This is a genomic window from Phaeospirillum tilakii, from assembly GCF_042683125.1.
GTDB lineage: Bacteria > Pseudomonadota > Alphaproteobacteria > Rhodospirillales > Magnetospirillaceae > Phaeospirillum > Phaeospirillum tilakii.
This window is the reverse complement of sequence record NZ_JBHUIY010000021.1, coordinates 1-26,173: the sequence shown is the minus strand read 5'-3', so window position 1 is coordinate 26,173 and position 26,173 is coordinate 1. Positions and strand designations below refer to the sequence as shown.

Here is a 26,173-nt window from a genome sequence, read left to right as displayed (position 1 = left end):
TCGGCACCCTCACCAACACCGGGAGCATCTCCGCGCCTCAGGGCTTTGTAAACAATTCGACCCTTGGCACCCTCATTAACCAAGGACGGATTCAAGCGGACCCGGGAGTTATCCGTAACAACAGCATCATTGGCACGATCAACAACTCCGGCACCATCAGCGGAGTCTCGGGCATATTAAACTACGGCAGTATTTCTCAGATCGTCAATTCCGGCACCATCAGCGCCTACACGTTCCTCACGGGCTATGGAACGGTTGGCTCAATCATCAATTCAGGCACCATCAGCGGCTATATTCTCAGCCCATCCGCCGACCTGACCATCGCCGGCGGCAATGGCACGATGGGCACATTTTCGGGGGGGGATATCGACGCCCCGGGGGTCACCTTCACCGGCGGCACCCTGGCCCTGGCCGAGAATGTCACCGTGGGTTCCGGCACGGTTCTCAACAGCGGCGCCGCCCTCTCTTTGCCGTCCAGGCAGACCATCACCGGTAACTACACCCAGACCTCGGGCACCCTGACGGTGGTGGACAACGGACTGGTGGTGACCGGCGCGGCGGACTTTGGCGGTGGCGCGGTGGGGGCAGGCTCGACCGGCAATTATCTGGCCGGCAGCCCGACCACCCTGGTCAGCGCCACCAGCCTGACCGTGACCGGCACCCAGTTCTTCTTACCCGATAAGGTGGTGGGCAGCGTCGCCGTCAGCGGCAACAATCTGGTGCTGTCCGCCCTCAACGATTACATCGGCGGCACCCTCGCCAGTCTGACCAACAGCGGCACCCTTTCCGGGATGGCCACCCCCGTCTACATCGCTTCGACCGGCAGGCTGGGGACGCTGACCAACACCGGCACCATTTCCGGCACCGCCTATGCCATCGAAAATCTGGGCAGCCTGGGGACGATCAGCAACTCCGGCCTGATCGACGGCAACATCGCCAGCGCCAGCACCCTGACCATCGGCGGCGGCAGTGGTACGACGGGCACCCTGCGCGGCGGCAGCATCGTCGCGGCCGGGGTCAATTTCTCCACCGGCACCCTGGCGCTGGCCGACAACATCATCGCGGGATCCGGTGCCGGCACGGTCAGCAACACCGGCGCCGTGCTGGCTCTGGCCAACCCCGTCACCATCGATGGCAATTACCGGCAGAGCGACGGCACCCTGGCCATGGGCGCCTCTGGCGCGCTGCTGATCAGCGGAAGGGCCTCCATCACCGGTGGCGAAGTGACGGCCAGCCTGACCTCGTCCGCCAATTATGTGGTCGGCGAGTACCGGACCCTGATCAGCGCCGGCGGGGCTTCGTCCTACGACGGCCTTAATTCCTCGATCAGCGGCCCGGCCGGCCTGAGGATGGGCACCACCGTCATCGGCAACAATTACCTGGTTTCCTACGCCAACGACTATATCGGCGGCACCCGGAACAGCGTGACCAACACCGGCGTGATCTCGGGGGTCACCACCGGCGTCCATGTGGCCGCCACCGGCAGCCTGGGCAGCCTGACCAACACCGGCACCATTTCGGGCTCCGCCTATGCCATCCACAATCTGGGCAGCCTCGGTCTGATCGCCAATTCCGGGCAGATCAGCGGCAATATCGCCAGTTCCTCCGACCTGACCCTTGCCGGCGGTTCCGGCGGAACCTTCGGGACCTTCACCGGCGGCACCATCCAGGCCGCCCATGTCACCCTGACATCGGGCTTCCTGTGGCTACGGGACGCGGTGTCCGGCACCGTCGTCAACCACGGCGCCACCGTCAAGCTGGACAGCGCGGTGGCGGTCAGTGGCGATTACAGGCATACCGGCGGCGGAATGGTGATCGCCGTCAGCAGCGGCGGCACCTATGGCTATCTGACGGTGTCGGGGGCGGCGACGGTGACCGACACCGCCATCACCATTTCCGGCACCGGCCTGACCGTGGGCCAAACCTTCACCATCGTGCGCGCCACCACCGGCAGTTACAGCAACAACACCGCGATGGTCATCGGCACGTCGGGCCTGAGCGCCTCGTTGTCCACCATTGGCAACGACCTCGAGGTCACCTTGAGACAGGCGTTGGACGTCTATCGCGGCCTCGGCCTGATCGGCGGAGCCAATGCCGCCAATGTCGGCGGGGCGCTGGACGTGCTGGCGCTGGCGTCCTCCACCTCGACCGACATGCAATCGATCCTCACCACCATCGGCGGCCTGCCGACCCCCACGGCCAAAGCGACGGCGATCAAGCAACTGGCCCCCGCGCAGACGACCCCCTCCACCCAGATGGGCAACACCGCCGCCCTGGCGGTGCTGGGCGCGGTGGAACAGCACCAGCAGACGGCGATGGCCTATGATCCGGTCTCCGGCATGGCGGCGGGGTCCGAGGGCCTCGGCAACAGGCTGTGGGGCCAGGTGTTGGGGGGCGGCGCCATTCGTGGCCGCACCGCCGAGGCCGACGGCTTCCGCATCAGCGAATTCGGGCTGGCCTCCGGCATCGACCACCAGTTCACCGAACGGGCGCTGGGCGGCGTGGCGCTGTCCTGGGTCCGGGCCTATGCCAACGGCACCGACGGTTCGACCAGCAATTCCACCCTCGATTCCTACATGCTCACCGGCTATGGCACCTATCGCCTGGGGGCGCTGTTCTTCGACGGTCAGACCGGGGTGGGATACAACCGCTTCCATCAAAACCGCCAGATCGCCTTCCTGGACCGCACCGCCACCGCCGATTTCGACGGGATGCAGTATCTGCTGCGCGGACAGGCCGGCTATGACCTGCCGCTGCAAGGCGGCTGGAAGGTGACGCCGCTGGCCGGGCTGGCCTATCTGCACACCATCAGCGACGGCTACACCGAAAGCGGCGCCGGCGCGGCCAATCTGGCGGTGCGGCGCCAGGGCATGATCAGCCTCAATCACGATCTCGGCGCCAAGCTGACCTGGAGCGTCGATACCGCGATCGGCAATTTGCGCCCCGAGCTGCGGGCCGAATGGGTGCATGACTATCGCCAAGCGGCGGTCACCACCGCCGCCTCGCTGGAAGGCGCCGGCTTTGCCACCTCGACCGCGCGCAACAGCCCCGATGGGGTGCAACTGGGCTTGGCCGCCACCCTCGACGGCCCCGACGCCCTTGGCGTCCGGGTCGAATATAACGGCGAGATGCGGGCCAAATATCAAAGCCATGTCGGCATGGCCAAAGCCATCTGGGGCTTCTGAGGACAAGGGGAGGAGGATTCGCGGGCTCCGCCCGCCCCCGCCAAGGGCCGAAGGCCCTTGGATCCCTTTCCCTGCCCTTCGCGCGGCCACCTCCCGCGCCCAAGCTGAAAAGCCTGTCGGCGGACGACCACCCACGCCCGCCAAACTGTCACGCCCATGAAATAATCGCCTGCTCAGGTTTGTGCCTGAGAAAGCGGCAAATCGCAGCGGAGGCCGGGGACCCCCCGTTCCCCACCTCTTATCCGGTCTTTACCCCCCGGCTTATCCACAGAACCCGGGGATAAGTCAGGAAGCCTCCCCTATCCCGCACCAGCGTTGCCGCGCCTGCGAAGGCGACAGGTCGAACCAGCGGGTGGCGGCGCGGGTAAAGGCCGACAATTCCGAGTATCCCAGGAAAAAAGCGAGATCCGACAACGGGATATGCGGCTGGCGCAGATAGGCGGCGGCCAGCTCGCGCCGGACCTGATCGACCAGATCGGAAAAAGCCAGCCCGCAATCGGCGAGGCGGCGTTGCAGGGTCCAGCGCGCCATCCCCAGCGCGGCGGCGACGGTTTCGACCCGGGCCTCGCCCTCGGGCAGCCGGCTGCGGATCTCGGCCCGCACCCGGTCGAGCAGCGGGGTGTGCCCGGTGCCGCCGGCCAGCGCGATCAGCCTTGCCCGCAATTCGGTCAGCCGGCCCAGATCGCCGCCCGGCATCCGCCGCCCCAGGTCGCGGGCGCGCAGCACCACCGCGTTGGTGCGCTGGCCGAAATGAACCGGGGCGTCGAACGCCTTGTCGTGATCCCGCCACGCCTCGGGGCGGGGATGCTCCAGCCACACCTCCTCCGGCGCCCAGGCCGGGCCGAGGCAGGTGCGGACCACGTTGGCGAACATCCCCATCGTCAGCTCGGCATCCTGGCGGCGGGCCAGGATGCTGCCGTCAAGGATGCGGTATTCCAGCCGCACCCGCTCGCCCTCGCTGGCGAAACGGGTCTCGGTCGCCTGCTGATGGAACGGGAACAGCTCGGCCAGCGCCTGCAACGCGCCGCCCAGCGTCGGCGCCGCCAGGGCGATTTCGCCAATCAGGCCAAGGGCCTGGGGCTGGAACTGCTGGCCGAACCACAGGCCGAAATTGTCGTTGCCGGTGTCGCCCGCCGCCAGTTCCATCATCGCGCAATAGGCGCCGAGGTCGAGCGGCAGCACCGGATCGCCCAGCCGTTCGCCGGGAATGCCGACCTGTTCGAACACCGCCTCGGCATGGCCGCCATGGCGGCCGATGAAACCGGCCACCCCCGAGGCGGCCGCCGCCAGAATGTTGCGCTGCTCGGCCCCGCCGTCGCGATTCGGCCGCCGCTGTCGGATCGATCCCATCGCCTGTCCTCCTTCGCCGGAGTCCAAGCAAACGGTGGGCCAGGGAATCGCCGCTTGGGCTCAGGGGCGGCCGGACCCGGGGGCGCGACGGCCGAGCGCCCGCCCCGATGTCAGCCCCAGGCTGAGCGCCAGCACCGCCGCCGCGTAGATCATCTCGCTCCACAAACAGACCGCCACCAGCAAACAGACGGCGCTCGCCACCACGCCCAGTGGCCTGTTCCGCTTCGGCAGCAGGCGCAGCGAGGACAGCGAGGCCATCAGATAGATCGAAATGAAGATGCCGTTGGCGCTCGACAGCAGCTTCTCGATTTTTATGTCACAGCTGAACTTCAGGACGATCGTCAGGGCGATCACCATCACCACCAACAGGATGGCGACGATCGGGGAATCCCCGTCGTTCCGCGTCGAGAACAAACGCGGGATCGCCCCCTCTTCGCTCAAACTGGTCAGCAGCCGGGCGAAGCTGACGATGTAGAGGTTGACCGCCCCCAGACAGGTCACGAAGCCGACGAATCCGATCACGCGCGAACCGGCGGCCCCAAAAGACTGGCTGATGACCGTCGGCAGGGAGGCGATATTTTTTTCCTCGCTGCCGAACGCGGCATAATTCAGCACCGAATAACAAAGCAGCCCATACAGCAGGATGGTTACCAAGATCGAAATCGAGACGGTGCGGGGGAAGTCCCGTTCCGGATTCCTGAAGTCCGGGGCGATATGGGCGACGGCCTCGATCCCCACGAAACACCAGAAAATGACCCCCATCGACCGGGCCGTCTCGATCAGGTCGAACCGGGCCCCCTCGTCGAACACCCGGAAGCCGGTCTCATTGACGAACAGGCCGGCATAAATCACCAGCCCGAGGATCAGGGCGGTGATCGCCGTAAGGGCGAATTGGATGTTCCCGACCATCGAGATATGAAAAAAATTGATCGCGAGGATCAATCCCAACATGACGAAGCAAAGATACGGCACCGATGACAGGTCAAGGCCGAAACAGAAGGCCAGATAACTCGCCCCCGTCACGATCAACACCGGCGGTCCGACCGGGATCACCGACAGATACAAGATCGAGATGCTTCTGGAAATTCGGTCCCCGAACGCCAGCCTGACGAAATGGGCGGTTCCCGCCGCGTGGGGATGGGCCTTCCCCAGCCAGGAAAACACGAACAGAACCGGCAGCATCAGCACCGTCATCGCGACCCAGGGAAGCCACGAATAATATCCGCTGATCGACGCCACGATCGCCGGAACGATGAAGACACCGGAACCGAGCAGGGCCGATATCAGGAAACCGATCCCTTGGTGCAGGCGTAACCCACCCTTCGCATCAGACATGCGCGTTCCCTGCCGTCAAATCGGGCGTCCCCGGGCGGCTCCCCCCGATGGGAGCGGCGGACACAACCAGCAAGATTGACGGCTGATTTGGACAGCCTTCCTTACGTGAATCAACGATTATTGCTGAAAGCGCGGCGAACGGGCTCAGGCGGGCGGCATCGCGTCGTCGAGCACCAGCTTGATCCGGCGATGGCGCCGGCCCTTCTTCTGCACGTTGGTGACGGTGATCGGGCCGACCTCGGCGGTCGAGCGGACATGGGTGCCGCCGCAGGGCTGGCGGTCGATCGCGCCGATCCGCACCACCCGCAGCCCCTCGGCCGAGGCCGGCGGCGGCGCGGCATCGACGGTGCGGACCAGGGGAACGGCCGCGTCCTGGGCGCACTCGATCACGATCGGCTCGTCGCGCGCCACCAGCTGGTTCAGCCGCCCGGTCAGCTCCGCGCGGTCGATCGTGTCTTCGAGGTCGAAATCCAGCCGGCCGTACTCGGGAAAGATCGCGCAGCCGGTCACCGGAGCGTCGATCGCGCTGCACAGCAGGTGCAGGCAGGTATGCATCCGCATCAGGCGATAGCGGCGCGGCCAGTCGATCCGGGCCACCACCCGCCGCCCGGTCAGCACCATCCCGGGCGGCGGCGTCACCACATGCAGGATCCGCAGCCGCCCCGGAATGTAGCGGGTGTCGGCGACCGGCAGGCACAGCCCGTCCTCGAACAGCAGGCTGCCGCTGTCGCCCGGCTGGCCGCCGCTTTCGGCGTAGAACACCGTCTGCTCCAGGCAGACGCCGCCGTCGCTCTGATCGACCACCACGGTCTCGATCTCGCTCAGGTAGGACTCGGCTTCAAACCGCTTGATGGTCGGAATGATCGACATGGCGTCCTCACTGTTCGCGGCCGGAGGGGGCGGGCATCACTTCGTCGAGGTAATCGGCGACATGGTCGTAGGCGAGACAGAGAATGCGGTCCGGCGCCCCGGTCTCCCGCGCCAGCTTGACCGCGCCGGCCAAGGTGGCGCCGCTCGACAGCCCCACCCCGATCGCTTCCCATTTCATCAGACTCCGCACGGTCTCGACCGCTTCGCCGTCGCTGACGCCGAGATAGCGGTCGACCACGCCGAGATCGAGGTTGGCCGGAACCTGACCGATCGCGATCGCCTGGATCCGGTGCGGCACGAACACGGCGCGGCGGTAGTCGCAGCCCTCCGGTTCGACCAGACAAACCCGAAGCTTCGGCCATGCCTGCTTCAGCGTCCGGCCGATCCCGGTGAGGTGGCCTCCCGATCCGGCGGCGGCGACGAAATAATCCAGGTCCAGGCCGCGAAACGCCTCGACGATCTCGCGCCCGGTCTCGCGGGCGTGGGTTTCGACGTTGACCGCGTTGACGAGCTGGTCCGGCATGAACCAGCCGGGATTTTGCCGCAGCAGCTCGCGCGCCAGCCCGAAATGGGCATCCCGCCCACGGCGGGACTCGGCCAGCCGGACCTCGGCGCCATAGGCTTCCAGCAGGCGGATCTTGCGCCGGCTGTAATTGTCGGGGACGACCAGCACCAGCCGGTAGCCGAACAAATTGGCCGCCAGCGCCAGCCCCAGTCCGGTATTGCCGCCGGTCCCCTCGATGATGGTCTGGCCGCTTCCACGGCGCAGCAGGCCGCGCCGTTCGGCGTCCAGGACCATGTTGACCGCGATCCGGACCTTGTGGCTGCCGCCCGGGTTCGTCTGTTCAAGCTTGAGGTAGAACGACGATTCGAGCGACAGCCCGCGCCGGAAGCGGTCCAGCCGCACCGTCGGGGTTCCGCCGACCAGCGCCAGGATGCTGTCGACGATGGCGGGCGGAGCGGGCGCCGGCCCAATCTGATTGAGGGATGTCATCCGATCCTCGACCTCAAGGCCGCCTCGGGCGGCGGCCGGTTGCCGGCCCCAGCCGGATCGGCCGGGGCGCCGATCCTCACAGCAGGACCACGCCGTCATGGCCGCGCCGCTCCAGCCCGCCCGGCGGAAAACCGCCCCACGCCGGCGACGGCGCCGGTTCGCCCGAACCGGCAAAGGACTGGCACAGCCGGTTGAGATCGAGCACCAGGACAGGGGCCCCGCCCTCCTCCATCCGCAGATGGACCCGTCCGGCGTGGGTGAGGACGGCGTCGAGCGCCGGCGCCCCAACCGACCAGACCAGCCGATCGCCCTCGCCGCCGATCCGACGGGCGGACAGGACCAGCAATTCGGCGCTGTCGTCGTTGATGATCGAAAACACCGGGACACGGGCCCCCTCGGTCTGGACGATCAGAGCGTTGTCGTGATGAACCACGCCCCGCACCGCCGCCGCCCGCTTCGGCCGCGCGATCTCGGCCCCGTTCCCTGCGCGGGGATGGCAGATCTGCAACTGGCTGACGATCAACACCTTGGAACGCGACGGAATGTCGGTGGTGACGGTGGCGTAGGGAGCGATGAAGCAATCGTCGCCGATGACGATGTTGCCAAGCAGCCGGGCATGACCGCCAACCTCGACCCGGTCGCCCAGCGTCGGGTGGCGCTTGCCGTCGGGATTGTTGGAAATGCCCCGCGCCCCCAGGATCGCGCAGCCGAGGATGTAGCAATCCTCGCCGATCACCGTGGTCTCGCCGATCACCGATCCCCAGCCATGGTCGATCACCAGTCGGGCGCCGATCCGCGCCGCCGGATGAAGGTCGATGCCGGTTTCCATGAAGGCCGCCGAGGACAGGCGGTCGGCATATTCCCGCCCACCGGCGAGGCAGGCATGCGCCAGCCGGTGCAGCATCACGCATTTGAAGCCGGGGCGGCTGCTGAGGATGATGTTGAGCCGCCCGCGCGAGGCCGGATCCTTCGCCTCGTAGGCGCGCAGGTCCGAGATAATCAGGCCGATGGTGCGATCATAGCCCTCCTCGTCCGCCCGCAACCGGGCGAGCGCCTCCGGCCCGACCAGCCGGAGCATTTCCATTCCGACGACGTCATGAATCTTTCTGACGAGTTTTTCCATGACAGGCGCTCCAGACGTTATTGGCCTCGTTTGGCGAAATAGAGCCCGACCAGACAGATCGCGATCCCCACGATCTGGCGGACGGTCAAAGTCTCGTGGAACAGGATCCAGGCATAGATCGCCGCCACCACCGGCTGCATCAGCACCAGCACCGACGACAGCGCGGCCGGCACCGGGCGCAGGCATTGCGCCAGCATCCCCTGCCCGACCACATGCGACAGCACCGCGAGCCCGACCAGCGGCGCCAGATCCTCCAGCCCCGCCGGCACCAGCCGCTGTTCCAGCAACAGCGCCAGCGGCACCAGGGTGGACAGGCAGCCGAGGCTGCTGAGATACAGGATCCGCCCCGGCCCGAAGCGGCGGCGCAGCCGGCTGACCAGCAGCAGATACAGGCCGTAGAACACCGCCGTCAGCAGCGCCAGCCCGTCCCCCAGCACCGACGAGGCCGAGGCCCGCAGCGAGGCCGACAACAGCAGGATGACCCCGCACAGGGTCAGCGCCAGCCCCGCCAGGAACGAACGGCGGATCCGCTCGCGATAGAGCAGCACCGACAGCGGCACCACCACGAACGGCACCAGATTGGCCAGCAGGTTGGCATTGGCCACCGTGGTGTAATGGAACGAGATGTTCCAGAACGTCAGGTCCAGCCCGAGCAGCGCCCCCGCCGCCCACAGCACCGCCAGATCGCGCCGCTCCAGCCGGGAGACGGCCCGGGGCGCCCGTCTGCGCTCCAGCGCGTCCCAGCCATGGACCAGCGGCAGGGCCAGCAGGATCCGCCACGCCCCGGTGGCGATCGGGTCGAGCGGACTGAGCTTGACGAAGATCCCGCCGGTGGCGAGGAAACACACCGCCAGGATCACCCCCGCCACCGCGATCGCGTCGGGAGAGGCCGGCTCGATCATGGCCGCGGACGACGAACTGTCGGAGGGACTCATCCTCGCTCCTTCCCGGCGGAAAACGCGCGCCGGAAAACCGGCAGACGACAGCTTGTGATTGTTTTACTCGTTGATTTGACTATCAAACAGCCGCATTGTCCGAATCAACGAAAACATTGTGTGGCAAACAATGTGGGTTCCCGACCTGAGAGGCCGTCATCCGGTCCGCTACCTCGCCATCGTCGAAGCCCTGGCCGAGGCCATCGCGCGGGGCGAATTGCGGCCGGGCGACCGCCTGCCGACCCATCGTGACCTGGCGTGGCGGCTCGGGGTCAATGTCAGCACGGTGACGCGCGCCTATGGCGAGGCGATCCGGCGCCATCTGATTTCCGGCGAGGTCGGCCGGGGCACCTTCGTGCTGTCGGAAAGCCGCGAGGCGATGCTGTTCGGGCTCGACGGCCCGGCGGCGGCCCCGGCGGCGGCGGGGACGATCGACCTGTCGGTCAACATTCCGGCCAGCCCCGACCCCGCCGCCGATGCCGCCGAGATGGAAGCCACCCTGGCCGATCTCGCCGCGCGGCAGCGTCTGGCCGGGGCGCTGGGCCATCCCACCGCCGCCCTGATCGCCCGGGCCCGGATCGCCGGCGCCACCTGGCTCGCCGCGCGCGGCCTCGACCTCCGGCCGGGGGACGTCATCCCCACCGCCGGGGCGCAACAGGCCCTGCTCGCGGTGCTGCTGGCCCTGTGCCAGCCGGGCGATCCGGTGCTGGTCGAGGACCTGACCTTCCCCGGGATCAAGGCGCTGGCCCGGCAACTCTCCCTGCCGCTGCACGGCGTCGCCACCGATGGCGAGGGCATCCTGCCCGACGCGCTCGACCGCGCCGCCCGCGCCACCTCGGCCCGGGTGGTGGTGCTGGTCCCGGCGTTGCAGAACCCGACCGGAGCGACGATGGGCGCGGCCCGCCGGCAGGCGGTGGCCGAGATCGCCCGCCGGCGCGGCCTCCAGGTGATCGAGGACGATGTCTACGGGATGCTGGCCGACACCCCGCCGCTGGCCCGGCTGCTGCCCGAGGCCTGTACCGTGGTGACCAGCCTGTCGAAATGCGTCGCCGGCGGCCTGCGCTTCGGCGTGATCGCCGGCACCAGCCCGGCGGTGCGGGCGGTCGCCGCCGAACCCCAGACCACGCTGTGGCCGCTGGCGCCGCTGATGGTCGAAATCGCCTGCCGCTGGCTGGAGGACGGTACCGCCCTGCGCCGGGCCGGCTGGCAACGCGAGGAGATCGCCGCCCGCTACCGGCTGGCCCGCCGCGCCCTGCCCGGCCGCCCCGACGGCGAGCCGCGCCCCAGCCCGCATGTCTGGCTGACCCTGCCGGCCGAGGAAACGGATCCGGCTGGCCTCTGCCGCCGGGCCGGGCTGGAGGTGGTGCCGGCGGCAACCTTCGCGGTAACGCGCGAGCCGCCCCCACGGATCCGGGTCAGCCTGACCGCCGCCGCCAGCCGCGCCGACCTCAGCCGCGCCCTCGACCGCCTCCACCGCCTCGGCGCGGCGTGGTCGGGGTAAAAGCGCGGAGGAAAAAGGGAAAACGCGGGCTCTGCCCGCACCCGCCAGGAGCCAGCGGCTCCTGGACCTGCTTCAATGGGAGTCAGCGGGACCAAGTGTTGTTAACCGTCACCGTCGCCCCGTCGCCCCCCACCGCGCTGCCCGCGCCGGTCGAGGTGATCGTGGTGTGGTGAACCGCCGACGGCGGCAACGCCGCCCGCAATTGCTCGACCAGCATCCGCAATTCGGCATCGTCACTCCAGGGCGGCACCGCCAGCGCGGTGCTCAACGCCCCCCGCCAATCCGCCGCCGCCGGATTCTGCTCCAGATGAGTCAGCGCCGCCACCGGCAACGCCGCCTCGCCCCCCAGCGCGGCCAGTCGCTTCTTGACCGCCGCATAGGCATCCTCCGCCGCCCGCGTCACCGTCTGCCGCGTCGCATCCCCCACCCCCGCCGCCAAAGCCGACAGCAAAATCCCCGTAATCGGTTCCATCCGTCAGTCCTCCCTGTGCTGCCCTGCCAGCCCCAGCGCGGCAAGATTGCTCTTCACGATACGAAGATGCGGGTGATCCGGCGGCAGAAAACGGATGCAAATCGCCAACGCCCGCTCAAACGCCGCCCGCGCCTCCAACAGATCGCCCAGATCTTGCAAGACCGAGCCGAGATTGTTGACATCGCGCGCCACCTCGGGATGGTCGGGGCCGTAGACCGCCTCGTCGATCCGCAACGCACGCTCAAACGCCGCTCGCGCACCCAACAGTTCGCCCTGAGCCCGCAAAACCTCGCCGAGATTGTTGACATCGGTCGCCACCCTGGGATGGTCGAGGCCGTAGATCGCCTCGTCGATCCGCAACGCACGCTCATACGCCAACCGCGCCCCCGACAGATCGCCCTGTCTCCGCAAGGCCCCGCCGAGATTGTTGACACGGATCGCCACTTTGGGATGGTCGGGACCGTAAGCGGCCTCGTCGAGCCGCAACGCACGCTCAAACGCCGCCTGCGCCCCCGACAGATCACCTAGCCCCCATGAGCATGCGCCGATATTATTGATGCAAGCTGCCACCTGGGGGTGGTCGAGGCCATATACCGACTCGCTGATCTGCAACGCCCGCTCATACGCCGCCCGCGCCTCCAACAGATCGCCCAGATCTTGCAAGACCGAGCCGAGATTGTTGACGTCACGTGCCACCTCGGGATGTTTGGGACCGTAGAACGCCTCGTCGATCCGCAACGCCCGCTCAAACGCCGCCCGAGCCCCCGACAGATCGCACAGATCCTGCAAGACCGAGCCGAGATTGTTGATGCAGGCCGCCACATGGGGATGGTTGAGGCCGTAGACCGCCTCGGCGATCCGCAACGCCCTCTCAGACGCCCCCCGCGCGCCCGACAGATCGCTGATTTGCCTGAGATGAACCCCGAGATTGTTGAGGAGCGGTGCAGCCGAGAGAGACTGCCGGCGATCAGCCTGATCGGCGAGATGACGGAGATGGACCTGCCAAGCCAACAGCGGCCCGGGCAGACCTATTTTGTTCTGTTGGAAAGCGACGCTCGCGGCGGCGGTTTCGATCCTGTCGGCCACCGTATCGGCCGACAGGGGGCGGGCGAAGGCGGCGATCAAGCGGTGCAGCCGAAGCGTGTCCTCGCCGCGTTCGATCAGGCCGGCATCGTCCAGCCGGGCCAGGGCTTCGCCCCACTCCTCCGCCCCGGCCTCGTCCCGGTCCAGAGCGCGGGCCAGCAGCCACAGCGGCACCGGCTCGCCCGGCGCGCACCAACTGGCATGGGTCAGGATCGCCCGGGCCAGGGCGTTGACCGGGTCGGCCGGATCGAGCCGGTCGAGCGACACCGCGAAGGTGCGGGCAACATCGACATCGTGTCCGGTCGGAGTCGGTTCGCCCACTTTGAGCGAGTGGTGCGCCAGCGGATCCGCCCGTTCCAATGCGGCGCAATAGGCGGCCGCCGGGGTTTGGTAACGGCGGAGATAGGAGCCGGCAAGATGAAGGGCCAGCGGCAGATCGCCAAGAACATCGGCGATTGAGTCCGCCTCGGCCTCGGTCAGGACGGGACGGAACCGGCGCAGCAGGGCGATGCTGTCGACACGGGCGAGATGGTCGAGCGGCAAAGCGGCGAAGCCGAGATCAAGCGGCCAGTCGCGCCGCCGGCTGGTGACGATCACCCGCACATCGCCGTGACGCGGCCGCCACTGGCGGAACAGCCCCGGATCCTCGCAATTGTCGAACACCACCAGACAGGGCCGGCCGTCCTGCCAACGCGACGCGACCTGGGCCAGTTGCTGGTCGAGGGGCAAGGCGGCATAGTTCGGGGCCAGATCAAGCCCGGCGCCGCAGGAGGCGATTTCGGCGGGCAGGGCTTCGGGCGAATCGCAAGACAGCCAGAACACCCCGCCAGCGAAGAACTGGCCATAACGGTAGGCCAGTTCGATGGCGAGCTGGGTCTTGCCGATCCCGCCGCAGCCGGTCAGCAACGGCCCGGGCGAGATCACCATCCCGTCGCCGCGCTTCAGCCCGGCGGCGGCCTCGGCCAGCGCCGCGTCACGACCGCCGAACAGCGGATTGGGAGCGAACGAGGCCGACAGACGCGACCCCGGCGGCAAGGACCCCGGCGCGGGAATTTGGTCCGGCCAAGTGTCCCACAGGGCACGGGCGGCGGCGATCACCTGCTCCGGCGCCGGAAGGATCGGGGCCTTCTGATAGTAATTATTGACGGTATTGACGGAACCAGCGCCCCCGTTCGCCGAACCGGCCCCGTGGGAGGTGATGTCCGTCCTCCCTGCCCCGCCTTCCGCCACCTTTGCGCCCCCGATCCGACGATGCCGCCTGCTTTGGTGAGGGCGGATAGGCTCTCATTCTACCCATTGATCGAGGCGAAACAATCCCGAACCCCATCCCCAAAACAACGGAGCATGCCGCCATGGATGCGCGGATCAAGTCCGCGCATGACGGTGGGGCCTGGGGAACGCCTCCGGCGGAAACCGAACAAAAAGAGGAGCCGCCCGAGAGCGACTCCCCTTAAATCGAAGCAGGTCCAGGAGCCGCTGGCTCCTGGCGGGTGCGGGCAGAGCCCGCGTTTTTACTCGCCTAAAACTTTTTTCTTCAGCAGGTCGTTGACGACACCGGGGTTGGCCTTGCCCTGGGTGGCCTTCATCACCTGACCGACGAACCAGCCGAGCAGGGTGACCTTGCCGGCCTTGACCTGCTCGACCTTGTCGGGGTTGGCGGCGATGATCTTGTCGACCTCGGCCTCGATCGCGCCGGTGTCGGTGACCTGCCGCAGGCCGCGTTCCTCGACCAGGGTGGCGGGGTCCTTGCCGGTTTCGACCATCAGGGCGAACACGTCCTTGGCGAGGCGGCCGGACAGGGTGCCGTCCTTGATCAGGTCGATCAGGGCGCCGAGGTTGGCGGCGCTGACCGGCGGGTCCTCGATGGTGCGGCCACTGGCGTTGAGGGCGGCGAAGAAATCGCCCATCACCCAGTTGCAGGCGGCCTTGGCGTCGCGGCCCTTGGCGACGGTCTCGAAGAACTCGGCCGAGGCCTTTTCCGCCACCAGCACGCCGGCATCGTAGGCGTTGAGGCCGTATTCGCTCATGAACCGCGCCTTCTTCTCGTCGGGCAGTTCGGGCAAATCGGCCTTGATCCGCTCGACCAGTTCGGCCGGGATCACCAGCGGCAGCAGGTCGGGATCGGGGAAGTAGCGGTAATCGTGGGCCTGTTCCTTCGAGCGCATCGAGCGGGTCTCGCCGCGCCCGGAATCGAACAGCCGGGTTTCCTGCTTGATGGTCCCGCCCGCCTCGTAGACCTCGACATGGCGGCGGGCCTCGTACTCGATCGCCTGCTGGACGAAGCGGATCGAGTTGACGTTCTTGATCTCGCAGCGGGTGCGCAGTTCGGTCGAGCCGACCGGGCGGACGCTGACATTGGCGTCACAGCGCATGCTGCCTTCCTGCATGTTGCCGTCGCAGGTGCCGAGATAGCGCAGGATCGAACGCAGCTTGGTGAGGTAGAGCCCCGCCTCTTCCGGGCTGCGCAGGTCGGGCTTGGAGACGATCTCCATCAGGGCGACGCCGGAGCGGTTGAGGTCGATGAACGACTTGGTCGGGTGCATGTCGTGGATCGACTTGCCGGCATCCTGTTCGAGGTGCAGGCGCTCGATGCCGACGGCGCGGGTGGTGCCGTCGTCGAGGTCGAGCAGGATCTCGCCCTCGCCGACGATCGGCTTGTCGAACTGGCTGATCTGATAGCCCTGGGGCAGATCGGCGTAGAAGTAGTTCTTGCGCGCGAACACGCTGGTCAGGTTGATCTGGGCCTTGAGGCCGAGGCCGGTGCGGACCGCCTGCTCGACACAGACCTCGTTGATCACCGGCAGCATGCCGGGGAAGCCGGCATCGACGAAGCTGACCTGGGTGTTGGGCTCGGCGCCGAACGCGGTGGCGGCGCCGGAGAACAGCTTGGCGTGGGAAATGACCTGGGCATGGACCTCCAGCCCGATGACCACTTCCCAGGCGCCGGTTTCGCCTTCGATCAGGTACGCCATCACACCCCCTCCGGCCGGGCGTCGAAGCCGGCGGCCTGTTCCATCACTCCGGCGACCCGGAACACGGTTTCCTCGTCGAACGGCCGGCCGATCAGTTGCAGCCCGAGCGGCAGCCCGTCGCCCGACAGGCCGGCGGGCAGGCTGAGGCCCGGCAGGCCGGCCAGCGAGGTCGGGATGGTGAACACGTCGTTGAGCCACATCGTCACCGGATCGGCCGGGCTGTCGTCGAGGCCGAAGGCCGGGGTCGGCGCGGTCGGGGTCAGGATCACGTCCACCCGCTCGAACGCCTGACGGAAATCCTCGGCGATCAGGCGGCGGACCTTCTGCGCCTTGGCGTAATAGGCGTCGTAATAGCCGGCCGACAGCACGTAGGTGCCGATCATGATGCGGCGGCGGACCTCGGGACCGAAGCCGGCGGCGCGGGTCTTGGCGTACATCTCGTCGAGGCTCTTGCCCGGCACGCGCTGGCCGAAGCGCAGCCCGTCATAGCGGGCGAGGTTCGACGAAGCCTCGGCCGGGGCGACGATGTAATAGGTCGGCAGGGCGTATTTGGTGTGCGGCAGGTCGATCTCGACCGGCTCGGCCCCGGCCTGACGCAGCCAGTCGATGCCCTGGTCCCACACCGCCTGGATCTCGGCCGACAGGCCGTCCGGGCGGTACTGGCGCGGAATGCCGACCCGCAGGCCGCGGATATCGCCGGTCAGCGCCGCCTCGAAATCGGGCACGGCGCGATCGACCGAGGTCGAATCCTTGGGATCAAAGCCGGCCATGCTGCCCAGCATCAGGGCGCAGTCGCGCACGGTGCGGGCCATCGGCCCGGCCTGATCGAGCGAGCTGGCGAAGGCGACGATGCCCCAGCGCGAGCAGCGGCCGTAGGTCGGCTTGATGCCGGTGATGCCGCAGAAGGCGGCGGGCTGGCGGATCGAGCCGCCGGTGTCGGTGCCGGTGGCGCCGAGCACCAGCCGCGCCGCCACCGCCGCCGCCGAACCGCCCGACGAGCCGCCGGGCACGAGGCGGGCCGAACGGTCGGAACGGCGGGTCCACGGATTGACCACCGGGCCGAAGGCGCTGGTCTTGTTGGAGGAGCCCATCGCGAACTCGTCGAGATTGAGCTTGCCGAGCGAGATCGCCCCGGCCGCCTTCAGCTTGGCCGAGACGGTCGATTCGTAGGGCGGGGTGAAGTCGCCCAGGATCTTGCTGGCGGCGGTGGTACGCACGCCCTCGGTACAGAACAGGTCCTTGACGCCGATCGGCAGGCCGTCCATCGCCCCGGCCTGCCCGCTTTTGCGGCGGGCGTCGGAGGCGGCGGCGGCGGCGAGGGCCGGCTCGGCGGTCTCGGTGATGAAGGCGTTGAGGGCGCGGTGGGCGGCGACCCGGTCGAGGAAGGCGCGGGTCAGCTCGACCGCGCTGGTTTCACCCCGGGCCAGCGCGTCGCGCGCCCCGGCCAGGGTCAGATCGGTCAGCGCGCTCATTCCACCACCTTCGGCACGGTGAAGAAGCCCTCGGCCGCCTCGGGGGCGTTGGCGAGGATCCGGTCGGCGATGCCGCCGTCATTGACGACATCGGGGCGCATCGGCAGGCCCTGGTCGGCCACCGAACTCATCGGGGCGACGCCGTCGGTATCGACCTCCGACAGTTGCTCGACGAAATCGAGGATCTTGGACAATTCGCCGGCGAGGGGAGCAAGCTCCTCCTCCGCCAACTCGATGCGCGCCAAAGTGGCAATGGCGCGGACGGCTGATATGTCCAGGGACATGGGCCTTGACGACTCCGAAAAAATCAGGCGGAGGCGGGACGTTAGCACCCGCTCCCGGCCGGCGCAACCGGAACCCGGCAGGCGGCCAGCCGGGTCAGGAACGGACCGATCAGCTCGCGCGGCGCCTTGCCGCAGGCCTGACGGAAGGCCAACTGGTCGCGCGGGCTCAGGTCTTCGAGCGGATCGAACCAGGCATGCAGCAGCAGGGCGAACTCGCCTTCCTCGAACGGGATCGGCTCGGCCGCCGGGTCGTGCTCAACCGCGTAGAAGGCGTTGGAGCCGAGGCTGACGGTGTTCTGGCGGTGCTGCATCAGTTTGATGAACCACTCGCGCCGCAGCTCGAAGCGGCGGAAGGATTCGGCGATGCGCAGCAGCACCTTCCAATAGACCGCCTTGATCGCGCCATCGTCGTAGAAGACATCCCAGGTGAAGGACGGCCCCAATTCCTCGCGCAGGGCGGCGATGCGGTCGCGGCACAGCGCGGCGTGGGCATCGGCCTCCTCGCCCAGGGCAAGGTGGAGGAAGTTGAACAGGTTGGCGATCAAAGCGCGGTCGAGCCGGCCGGTTTCGAACAGCGGATCGAGCGGATGCAGGATCAGCCGGCCGAAGGCGTTGGTGCGGCGGCTGTCGATCTCGGCGCTGGCGGCCTGGGCGGCGATCTCGGCGTAGGAACGCTGGTAGAAATCGTCGAAGGCGGCGGATTGCTTGAGCCCGGCGACGATCTCGATCAGCAGCGGCACCGGCAACGGCCGCCCCCCGGCGGCGCGCTCGGCCGCCTGCACCAGGGCGTCGAGCACGACGTTGGTGGTTTTGCGCAACTGATCCGGTCCCGCTTCGCCCATCGTCCCACTCCTGGCTGGCCGGGGGAGTATAAGGCCGTGATCGGGCGATTTCCAGCCGGCGCCGGATCTGCTACAACGGAGCCATAGTTACCAGGGGTGGAGAGTCGCACCATGAAAACAACCATCATCGCCGGCACCCTGCTGGCGTTGGGGCTGACGCTGCCCGGCATGGCGGTGGCGGCGTTCTGTTCGCCCGCGCGCGGGCAGACCGGGCAGTTCGATTATTACGTGCTGAGCCTGTCCTGGTCGCCGGCGTTCTGCGCCAGCCCCGCCGGGGCCAAACATCCCGACCAATGCGGCGCCGAGGTGCCGAAACACGGCTTCGTCGTCCACGGCCTGTGGCCGCAATACGCCGCCGGCTCGGCGGCGCAGCAGCAGAACCGCAGCCTGTGGCCGCAATGCTGCGGCGGCGCTTCGTTCGACCCGGCGGCGGTGCCGGCGACGCTGGACGGGGTGATGATCGGCGACGACCTGCGCCGGCACGAATGGGACAAGCACGGCACCTGCGCCACCACCGCCCCCGCCCCCTATTTCCAGTCGGTGGCCGAGACGGTGGCGAAGATCGGCCTCGCCCCCAAGCTGAGCGGCGAGGCGCCGCCGGCCCGGATCAAGATCAGCGAGCTGAAGACCAACTTCCCGGTCCCGGCCAACGCGCTCTACCCGACCTGCAAGGGCAAGAAACTGAGCGAGGTCCACATCTGTCTCGACAAGAGCCTCAACCCGACCGCCTGCCCGCCAGAAACCCGCCAGCAGGACAAATGCCCGGGCACCGTCTCCCTGGCGCCGTGACCTCGCGCGGGCTGCCGCCCGCGAGCCCGCCCGGGGAGCAGAGCTCCCCGGACCCCTCCCTGATTCGAAACCGCCCGCCAACGTCGGCGAGATCAGTCGTCGATCGCCTGCTGCCGATTCTCGAAATGACTGAGGCACCGCTCCAGCAGGGCACGAAACGCCAGGACATGATCGGGATTGTTGATCTTCCAATAAACGTAGAACTGCTCTCCAGCCATCGCGTTCAGATCCCGTTGGACGTTCAGGATGGACCGCATGATCGCGCCGATATTGATCTGCGACGTTCCGATGGCTGCCAGTGCCAGGGCGACGAGATCTTTTGGAAAAAGCAATGCCACCGCCGATCCGAAGATAACCACCAATCTCCAGGCGGCGCCGCGCAACACAGAATCCTGTATATCATGAGCGATCCTGTGCAATTTTCCGATCGATATATTTATATACTGCATAATACAGATTAAATTTTCATCGTCAAAAGGCTGATGCATCAATTTTCTTTGCAATACCAACTCAGCAGCATTAAAGTATTCTTTTTCCTCCTCACGTATCCGAATGATTTCCTCCGATTTAACATCCGCGACATGGGGGAGGTAGAGGCTCGGCATGAATGTCCCCGCCGTGGCCTTTTCCTGAAACTGAACATTCAAGTCATCGAGCGTGAAATTGGCCGGCCGCAGACGGTCCAGATGCCGGGTCAGCGACTGGTCCTTCAGATCCGAGGGTAGAATGGTTATGTAGTTTCTCCGAAGGAACGGCCCGGTATTGCACAAAAGACGAATGATTGCTTCCGCACCATCGCCACGATCAGGAGAAATCTCGTTAAAAGGAAAAGTCACAACCGTCCGCGATGTGAAAAGCGCCAACTTTTTCGCAAAAACCTCATTGGGAATGTTTGTCCAAACCCCAGAATCGTTCCTAGTCACATTAAAGCACATCTTCAAACCATTTTCATGGTCAACTAGATTTATTATGCTATTCATCTCATATTTTGCACAATAATCTGCAGCACTCCGCAGTCTAGACAATACATTTTTCTTGTAATGATGGTCACGGCTGCGAAAATCATCAAAACTTTTGATGCCGAAATCATCCAGCACGGACGCAAGGTTCAGGTGCGTCATTTTCCCCACCCTTTTCCAGAGGCCCCGTTCTGGATGGCGAAACCGCGCATTCTACCCTTGGATATATACCGCCATGAAACCGGATGGCGTCAACATCCAAAAAGAATTTATATAAATATAAATCTACCATAACGCACGACCCCTGACAGCGCGAACGCTCCTCAAATTGGTTCGTTGCACCCCCCATCGACGGGATCCAAGGGCCTTGCGGCCCTTGGCGGGTGCGGGCAGAGCCCGCGTCCCTTTTCGTTCGACACCCCTACTACTTTAGCATCGCCTAAAGAGACACACTCTTTTAGGGTTCTGTCCCTAAGCTGGGCCGGTCTGATTTGAGATCGGCCGCAGGAGGGGACGCAATGGCGATCAGCGTGCGGATTACTCACAAGATCATGATCATCGTGGGACTGAGCCTGTCCTGCGTCGCGGTTCTGGTGACACTCAACCTGTTCAGCCTGCACCGGGCGATGGTGGCGGACCGCAAGATGGCGGTGCGTCAGGTGGTCGAGACGGCGGTCAGCGTGGTCGCCTTCCATTACCGTCAGGCCCAGGCCGGGACGGAAAGTGAGGAGGAGGCCAAGCGGCGCGCCCGTGACGCGGTGCGGGCGATGCGGTTCGGCCAGGGCGACTATCTGTTCATCTACAACACCAACGGCGTCACCGAGGTCCACGGCACCCGCCAGGAGCTGGAGGGGCGGCAGCGGATCGACGAGAAGGACGCCGACGGCTTCGCCTTCATCCGCCATCAGCTCGACAACGCGGCCAAGGGGGGCGGCTACACCAGCTACCGCTTCACCAAGACCGGCGGCGGCGACACCCTGTTCGAGAAGATCTCCTACGAGGCGCCGTTCGCACCCTGGAACTGGGTGCTGGCGTCGGGGGTCTATCTCGACGACATCGACGCCGCCTTCCGCGCCGAGCTGTATCGGGTGCTGGGCGGGCTGGCGGTGGTGCTGGTGGTGCTGCTGGGGGCGACGCTGATGCTCGGGCGCGGGCTGACCCGGCCGATCCTGGCGCTCGACGGGGTGATGCGGCGACTGGCCGACAATGATTTCAGCGTCACGGTGCCCGGAGCCGACCGGCCCGACGAAATCGGCGACATGGCCCGCGCGGTCGAGGTGTTCCGCGAAAACGGTCTGGCGATGACCAAGCTGCGGCAGGAAAGCGAGGCGGCGGAGCAGCGCCGGGCCGAGCAGCGCGCCGCCGAGATGCGGGCGCTGGCCGACGGGGTCGAGCGCGAGATCAAGACGGTGGTGGACGATGTCGGCGCCCAGGTCGGGCAGTTGCAGGCCTCGGCGGCGACGCTGACCCAGACGGCGCGGACCACCTCGGACCAATCGGCACGGGCGGCCGAGGCGGCGGTGGCGGCCGGCGGCGGGATCGAGATCGTCGCCGCCGCCGCCGAGGAACTGACCGCCTCGATCAACGCGATCTCGCAGGAGATGGCGCGCACCGCCGAGATGAACCGCCGCGCGATCGACGAGGCGACCCGCACCCGCGAGATCGCCAACGGCCTCAGCGGCGCGGCCAGCCGGATCGGCGACGTGGTGGAACTGATCACCGCGATCGCCGGCCAGACCAACCTGTTGGCCCTGAACGCGACGATCGAGGCGGCGCGGGCCGGCGAGGCGGGCAAGGGCTTCGCGGTGGTGGCGGGCGAGGTCAAACATCTCGCCAACCAGACCGCCCAGGCGACCGGCGAGATCGGCCAGCAGGTGACGGCGATCCAGACCGCGACGCGCGAGGTGGTGGCGGCGATCGAGACGATCGGCGGCACCATCGACGGGCTGGGTCAGGCGACGGCGACGATCGCCTCGGCGGTGGAGGAACAGGGGGCGGCAACGCGCGAGATCGCCCGCAACGTGCAGATGGCGGCGGACGGGGTGGGCCGGACCGGCCAGGACCTGACGCTGGTGCGCGAGGCCGCCGGCCACACCGACCGCGAATCCGCCGAAGTGGGCTCGGTGGCCGACGATCTGCTGACGCGGGTGCAGGGGCTGAGCACGCGGATGGACGGCTTCATCGCCTCGGTCCGCCGCGCCTGACGCGCAAAGGGGGGCGCCCCGGCGCCTCCCGTTCCGCCGTCCGGATCAAGCGGCACCCCACCAAAAACTAAGGGGCGAGGTTTCCCCCGCCCCAAGCGACTGGCGCAAAACTGTCATCCCCACGAGGGTTAGCCCGTAGGAAAATGCGGTCGCAACCGCATTCTCACTATGCGATTCCGTATCCACCGAATCAAGCGACCGTCGCGGGGGCGGTCAGACGCTCCAGTTCCGCCTCGACCGCCCTGGCAACCCTGGCCTCGAACACCTGCTCCAGCGTGCCCCGAGCGCCCCTGACCTGATCGGAGATTTGAGCCTCCATGTCGGACCGCATGGCGGTAAAACGCGTTTCAAATCGCGCCGTGGTCAGAAACGTAAGCGGCACACGTTCAGCAATGCGCTCCGAGTCCCATTCCCGGATACCGGGAGTTTTACCAGCAAGAGCGCCATGGCGCAAACAATTCTTCCTGATTGGGGGAGCACGGTGTAAGACCTACACGCCCATGAGCGTAGGGAATTTAACTATGGCAGAGACACTCTTTCGCAAACTCTCCAAGGATCGCCCTCATTGGGGCACCGAAGAAGAAGTACGCAAAGGGTGGCTGAAGCGCCTCGAAAACGAATTGGACATAACTTTCCATGCCGAGAGAGGCAGAAACGATGCTTCGCATAATCAGGTCATTATTGAATTTAAGGATAAAGGGCTTTTCAAAGGAAGCGTAAAAAGCGCTTCTTTCAAAGAAGCCATCTATGATCGACTGGCTAAATACATTCCAGCGCGAGCCAAGGCCGAAGGCATCCCCGAGGAGGAGTACATTGGGATCGCCATTGATGGCGACCATGTATGCTTTGCTTTCTGGCGAACAGGGGGAATCGTCCACCGCCATCTCCTGCCTTTCAACGAATCCTCCGTCGAATTGGTTGCGCAGGCGTGCAGAGATGCCAAGCGTCGAGCCGTCACCTCAGAAAACCTTGTTGAAGACTTCGGTCACGCCTCCGGTGTTGGGGCTGCCCTTATGGCTGCGCTGGCCTCCGAGCTTGGCGCACACCTAAAAAGGACGGGAAACAACAAGATCCGCATGTTGTTCGAGGAATGGCGGACGCTGTTCGGCCAAGTTGCCGACCTTACACGGGCACAGGAGGAGGCCATTCGCCGGGCAGTTCCCCTGGCAGCCCATCTGCCTGCGAAAGATGCCGTCGCCGGCCTTCTCTTCGTGGTTCACACCTACAATGCCTTCGTCATGAAGATGCTGGCCGCCGAAATCGTTTCAGAACATGGCCTAAGCGCCTACCCCGATTTCTGCGAACACCTTCTCGGCCTGGAGGATGGCGACCTACTTGAACGCCTGAATGAAGATATTGAACGTAGCGCCTTTTTTGAGGCCGCACGCATCAAAGGATTCGTGGAAGAGGCTGTTTTTGCTTGGTACGCGGACACGTCGCTGTCCGCCAAAGGGCGTACCGTTATCGCTGTGGCCATCCGTTCCCTGGTCACGCAACTCGCTCTCTATCGAATGGATGACCTTGGGGCCGCGCGCTCGCGTGATGTGCTCAAGTCCTTTTACCAAGCATTGGTGCCCGACCCTCTGCGGAAGGCATTGGGGGAGTTTTATACTCCCGATTGGCTGGTTGATATCACCTGCGACCGGGCCGGGGTGAAGGCGTGGCTGAAGATGCGGGCGCTCGATCCCACCTGCGGCTCTGGTTCATTCCTGCTTGAGGTGATTCGCAGGAAGCGGCTGGAAGCCAACGGAATGGCGATGTCCCCCAAGGACACGCTGAGTCTGCTGCTCGATACCGTTTGGGGCTTCGACCTTAATCCGCTGGCAGTGCAGGCATCCCGCGTTAATTTCCTTATCGCCATCGCAGATCTAATCGCCGCAAGTAAATCTGAGGTCGAACTGCCGGTGTTACTGGCAGACGCGGTTTACTCTCCGGCGCGCTCCCCTGATGCGGATGAGGATGTGGTTGAATACCGGATTGGCAGCACACAGTCCGATCTCAAGGTGCTGATCCCGGCGGACCTCGCCTTCAACCGGGCGCGCTTGGATCGTGTATTTGCCGTCATGGCCGACTGCGTGGAGGCCGAGGACACCTACAACAAGGTGGAGACGGCTCTCGTCAAGAAAGGGGCGCTGGCTGCCTCTGAAGCGGGCAATTGGAAAGAGCCTTTGGCGGCAACCTATGAACAGGTGCTGAACCTGCACAAGAAGGATTGGAACGGTATCTGGTTCCGCATTGTCAGGAACTTCTTCTGGTCCGCGGTTGCCGGGCGGTTCGACGTGGTGGTGGGAAATCCCCCGTGGGTCCGCTGGTCAAGCCTCCCGGAACACTATCGGGAAAAAATCAAGCCCACTTGCGAACAGTACGCCATTTTCTCGGAGACGCCTTTTCACGGCGGCAACGAACTCGATATCTCGGGAATGATCACCTACACGGTTGCCGACAAGTGGCTGAAAGACGGCGGCACATTGGCCTTTGTGATCACGCAAACCCATTTCCAAAGCCCGTCGTCACAAGGTTTCCGAAGTTTCAAGATTAACAAGGAAGCTAATTTCATCCCTGTCACGGTTGACGACCTCAAGAACCTCAAGCCCTTCCCGAAGGTCGCCAACAAGACCGCGATCATGCGACTAGAAAAGGTCGGCAAGAAGAAGCCAAAGTACCCTGTCGCCTACCGGGTTTGGGAAAAGGCGGACGGCTACAGCGCCACCATTCCCGAGGAAGCCGACAAGGGCACCGTTCTTGGGCGGGTCTCGATCTTGGATTGGGAGGCGACGCCGGTTGACGGAGACAACTCTCCCTGGGCCATCCTGCCCAAAGGGCGTTTCACGGCCATGTCGGCAATCCAGGGGCAAAGCGATTGGCTGGCTGGCCGGAAAGGAGTGACCTGCGATCTTAACGGCGTGTTGCTGGTGAACATCCTCGATACGAATCCGACGGATGGGCTGGTCCAGATTCGGACACGCCCGGAAGCGGGACGGACGGATATCGGCCCGGCCAGGACTTATTGGGTCGAACCTGATCTTCTCTATCCGCTCCTGAAAGGGGCTGCAGACTTCTCAGCCTGCCACGTCCATGTCCAGGACGATCTCTATGTGTTTGTCCCCAACACAGGCATCAACCGCGCCGATTATGAAGCGGCGGAAGCGGTGGTTGACGACCTCCCGAAGACTAAGACGTATTTCCACGCGTACCGGAAGCAACTACTTGCAAGATCGACTTATAAGCAGCGCCAGAACGGTGCACCAGAATACGTCATCTATAATGTCGGCGCGTATACGTTCTCTCCATATAAAGTGGTCTGGGCCGAACTTTCCAAGACCTTCGAGGCTGCGGTGGTAACTAGCGCCGACATGCCGAATGGCGGTAAGCGAGTGTATGTCCCAGATCACAAAATCTATTTTGCCGACTTCACCGACGAAGCCGAGGCGCATTACGTCTGCGCCCTATTGAACTCGTCGCTCGTCCGGGAATACGTTCAAAGCCATACCATCCAAATCCAGGTGTCCAATATCTTCAAGCACCTGAGCCTGCCCGAGTTCAAGCCGAAGAATGCCGACCATCAGGAGCTGTCGAAGCTCTGCACGGATGCTCACAGCGCCAAGTCCGAGGTGAAGAGAGCGGAGTTGCTGGCTGCCATGGACAAAATTTCGGAGCAGCTTCTGACGGGCGCTTGAGAGCCCGACTCGAAACTCTATGAATTGAAACAATACCTTGCGAGACGCCTGGTTGTGAGGCGGATATGGGCGACGTTGATCCATGCTTCGGCGGAGGCGATGGATTTTTCCCAGTCCTTGGCCAAT

General features: G+C 65.6%; 19 protein-coding genes and 1 pseudogene. 5 read left to right on the top strand and 15 right to left on the bottom strand.

The window, feature by feature from the left end; all coding sequences use genetic code 11:
- The first annotated feature begins 341 nt into the window (after window positions 1-341).
- Window positions 342-3,185 carry an autotransporter outer membrane beta-barrel domain-containing protein gene (locus ACFSNB_RS11405; RefSeq protein WP_377316603.1) on the top strand — a complete coding sequence of 948 codons (2,844 nt, stop codon included), beginning with the start codon at window positions 342-344 and terminating at the stop codon, window positions 3,183-3,185.
- A gap of 285 nt (window positions 3,186-3,470) precedes the next feature.
- On the opposite strand, the gene qhpR is transcribed toward ACFSNB_RS11405, so the two are convergent.
- The 6 genes from qhpR to ACFSNB_RS11375 form a co-directional block, all read right to left on the bottom strand.
- Entirely contained in the window at window positions 3,471-4,535 is a 1,065-nt protein-coding gene (gene qhpR, locus ACFSNB_RS11400) for an AraC-like transcriptional regulator QhpR (protein WP_377316601.1), read from the bottom strand.
- Window positions 4,536-4,595: 60 nt separating this feature from the next.
- Complete coding sequence (gene yjeH / locus ACFSNB_RS11395) at window positions 4,596-5,870, bottom strand: L-methionine/branched-chain amino acid transporter (RefSeq protein WP_377316599.1); 1,275 nt, start codon at window positions 5,868-5,870, stop codon at window positions 4,596-4,598.
- 144 nt (window positions 5,871-6,014) lie between these two features.
- On the bottom strand, window positions 6,015-6,740 hold the full coding sequence (locus ACFSNB_RS11390; RefSeq protein ID WP_377316597.1) for an alanyl-tRNA editing protein: 726 nt from the start codon (window positions 6,738-6,740) through the stop codon (window positions 6,015-6,017).
- 7 nt (window positions 6,741-6,747) lie between these two features.
- Window positions 6,748-7,734 (bottom strand): PLP-dependent cysteine synthase family protein, encoded by a 987-nt coding sequence (locus ACFSNB_RS11385; RefSeq protein WP_377316595.1) that lies wholly within the window; start codon window positions 7,732-7,734, stop codon window positions 6,748-6,750.
- 76 nt (window positions 7,735-7,810) lie between these two features.
- Entirely contained in the window at window positions 7,811-8,857 is a 1,047-nt protein-coding gene (locus ACFSNB_RS11380) for a serine O-acetyltransferase (RefSeq protein ID WP_377316593.1), read from the bottom strand.
- Between the two features lie 17 nt (window positions 8,858-8,874).
- Window positions 8,875-9,792 (bottom strand): DMT family transporter, encoded by a 918-nt coding sequence (locus tag ACFSNB_RS11375; protein WP_377316591.1) that lies wholly within the window; start codon window positions 9,790-9,792, stop codon window positions 8,875-8,877.
- A gap of 130 nt (window positions 9,793-9,922) precedes the next feature.
- Here ACFSNB_RS11375 and ACFSNB_RS11370 point away from each other — a divergent pair, with 130 nt between their 5' ends.
- Window positions 9,923-11,293, top strand: coding sequence for an aminotransferase-like domain-containing protein (locus ACFSNB_RS11370; protein ID WP_377316589.1), 1,371 nt, complete (start codon window positions 9,923-9,925; stop codon window positions 11,291-11,293).
- Window positions 11,294-11,375: 82 nt separating this feature from the next.
- On the opposite strand, the gene ACFSNB_RS11365 is transcribed toward ACFSNB_RS11370, so the two are convergent.
- From ACFSNB_RS11365 to ACFSNB_RS11340, 6 genes are all read right to left on the bottom strand, one after another.
- Window positions 11,376-11,765, bottom strand: a complete 390-nt coding sequence (locus tag ACFSNB_RS11365; RefSeq protein ID WP_377316587.1) for a hypothetical protein — start codon at window positions 11,763-11,765, stop codon at window positions 11,376-11,378.
- Between the two features lie 3 nt (window positions 11,766-11,768).
- On the bottom strand, window positions 11,769-13,946 hold the full coding sequence (locus ACFSNB_RS11360) for a tetratricopeptide repeat protein (protein WP_377316585.1): 2,178 nt from the start codon (window positions 13,944-13,946) through the stop codon (window positions 11,769-11,771).
- A 413-nt stretch (window positions 13,947-14,359) separates the two neighbouring features.
- Complete coding sequence (gene gatB / locus ACFSNB_RS11355) at window positions 14,360-15,820, bottom strand: Asp-tRNA(Asn)/Glu-tRNA(Gln) amidotransferase subunit GatB (protein ID WP_377316583.1); 1,461 nt, start codon at window positions 15,818-15,820, stop codon at window positions 14,360-14,362.
- Window positions 15,820-17,292, bottom strand: coding sequence for an Asp-tRNA(Asn)/Glu-tRNA(Gln) amidotransferase subunit GatA (gene gatA / locus ACFSNB_RS11350; RefSeq protein WP_377316581.1), 1,473 nt, complete (start codon window positions 17,290-17,292; stop codon window positions 15,820-15,822). The genes gatB and gatA overlap by 1 nt, the downstream gene beginning before the upstream one ends.
- The gene (gatC, locus tag ACFSNB_RS11345) at window positions 17,289-17,576 is read right to left on the bottom strand and encodes an Asp-tRNA(Asn)/Glu-tRNA(Gln) amidotransferase subunit GatC (protein ID WP_377316579.1); all 288 of its coding nucleotides are present in this window, start codon (window positions 17,574-17,576) and stop codon (window positions 17,289-17,291) included. The genes gatA and gatC overlap by 4 nt, the downstream gene beginning before the upstream one ends.
- A gap of 41 nt (window positions 17,577-17,617) precedes the next feature.
- On the bottom strand, window positions 17,618-18,418 hold the full coding sequence (locus tag ACFSNB_RS11340; RefSeq protein WP_377316577.1) for a hypothetical protein: 801 nt from the start codon (window positions 18,416-18,418) through the stop codon (window positions 17,618-17,620).
- 111 nt (window positions 18,419-18,529) lie between these two features.
- Between ACFSNB_RS11340 and ACFSNB_RS11335 the strand changes: the two genes are divergently transcribed.
- Window positions 18,530-19,207: a ribonuclease T2 family protein gene (locus ACFSNB_RS11335; RefSeq protein WP_377316575.1), complete on the top strand. Its 678-nt coding sequence runs from the start codon at window positions 18,530-18,532 to the stop codon at window positions 19,205-19,207.
- Between the two features lie 92 nt (window positions 19,208-19,299).
- Here ACFSNB_RS11335 and ACFSNB_RS11330 read toward each other — a convergent pair whose 3' ends face one another.
- Window positions 19,300-20,328 carry a hypothetical protein gene (locus ACFSNB_RS11330; RefSeq protein ID WP_377316573.1) on the bottom strand — a complete coding sequence of 343 codons (1,029 nt, stop codon included), beginning with the start codon at window positions 20,326-20,328 and terminating at the stop codon, window positions 19,300-19,302.
- 356 nt (window positions 20,329-20,684) lie between these two features.
- Here ACFSNB_RS11330 and ACFSNB_RS11325 point away from each other — a divergent pair, with 356 nt between their 5' ends.
- Window positions 20,685-22,370: a methyl-accepting chemotaxis protein gene (locus tag ACFSNB_RS11325; protein WP_377316571.1), complete on the top strand. Its 1,686-nt coding sequence runs from the start codon at window positions 20,685-20,687 to the stop codon at window positions 22,368-22,370.
- 190 nt (window positions 22,371-22,560) lie between these two features.
- Here the strand turns inward: ACFSNB_RS11325 and ACFSNB_RS11320 are convergent, their stop codons facing one another.
- Complete coding sequence (locus ACFSNB_RS11320) at window positions 22,561-22,824, bottom strand: hypothetical protein (RefSeq protein ID WP_377316569.1); 264 nt, start codon at window positions 22,822-22,824, stop codon at window positions 22,561-22,563.
- Between the two features lie 67 nt (window positions 22,825-22,891).
- On the opposite strand from ACFSNB_RS11320, the gene ACFSNB_RS11315 reads away from it, so the two are divergent.
- The gene (locus ACFSNB_RS11315) at window positions 22,892-26,047 is read left to right on the top strand and encodes an Eco57I restriction-modification methylase domain-containing protein (RefSeq protein WP_377316567.1); all 3,156 of its coding nucleotides are present in this window, start codon (window positions 22,892-22,894) and stop codon (window positions 26,045-26,047) included.
- A gap of 17 nt (window positions 26,048-26,064) precedes the next feature.
- On the opposite strand, the pseudogene ACFSNB_RS11310 reads toward ACFSNB_RS11315, so the two are convergent.
- Window positions 26,065-26,173, bottom strand: a pseudogene (locus tag ACFSNB_RS11310) (IS5/IS1182 family transposase); the annotation flags it as partial.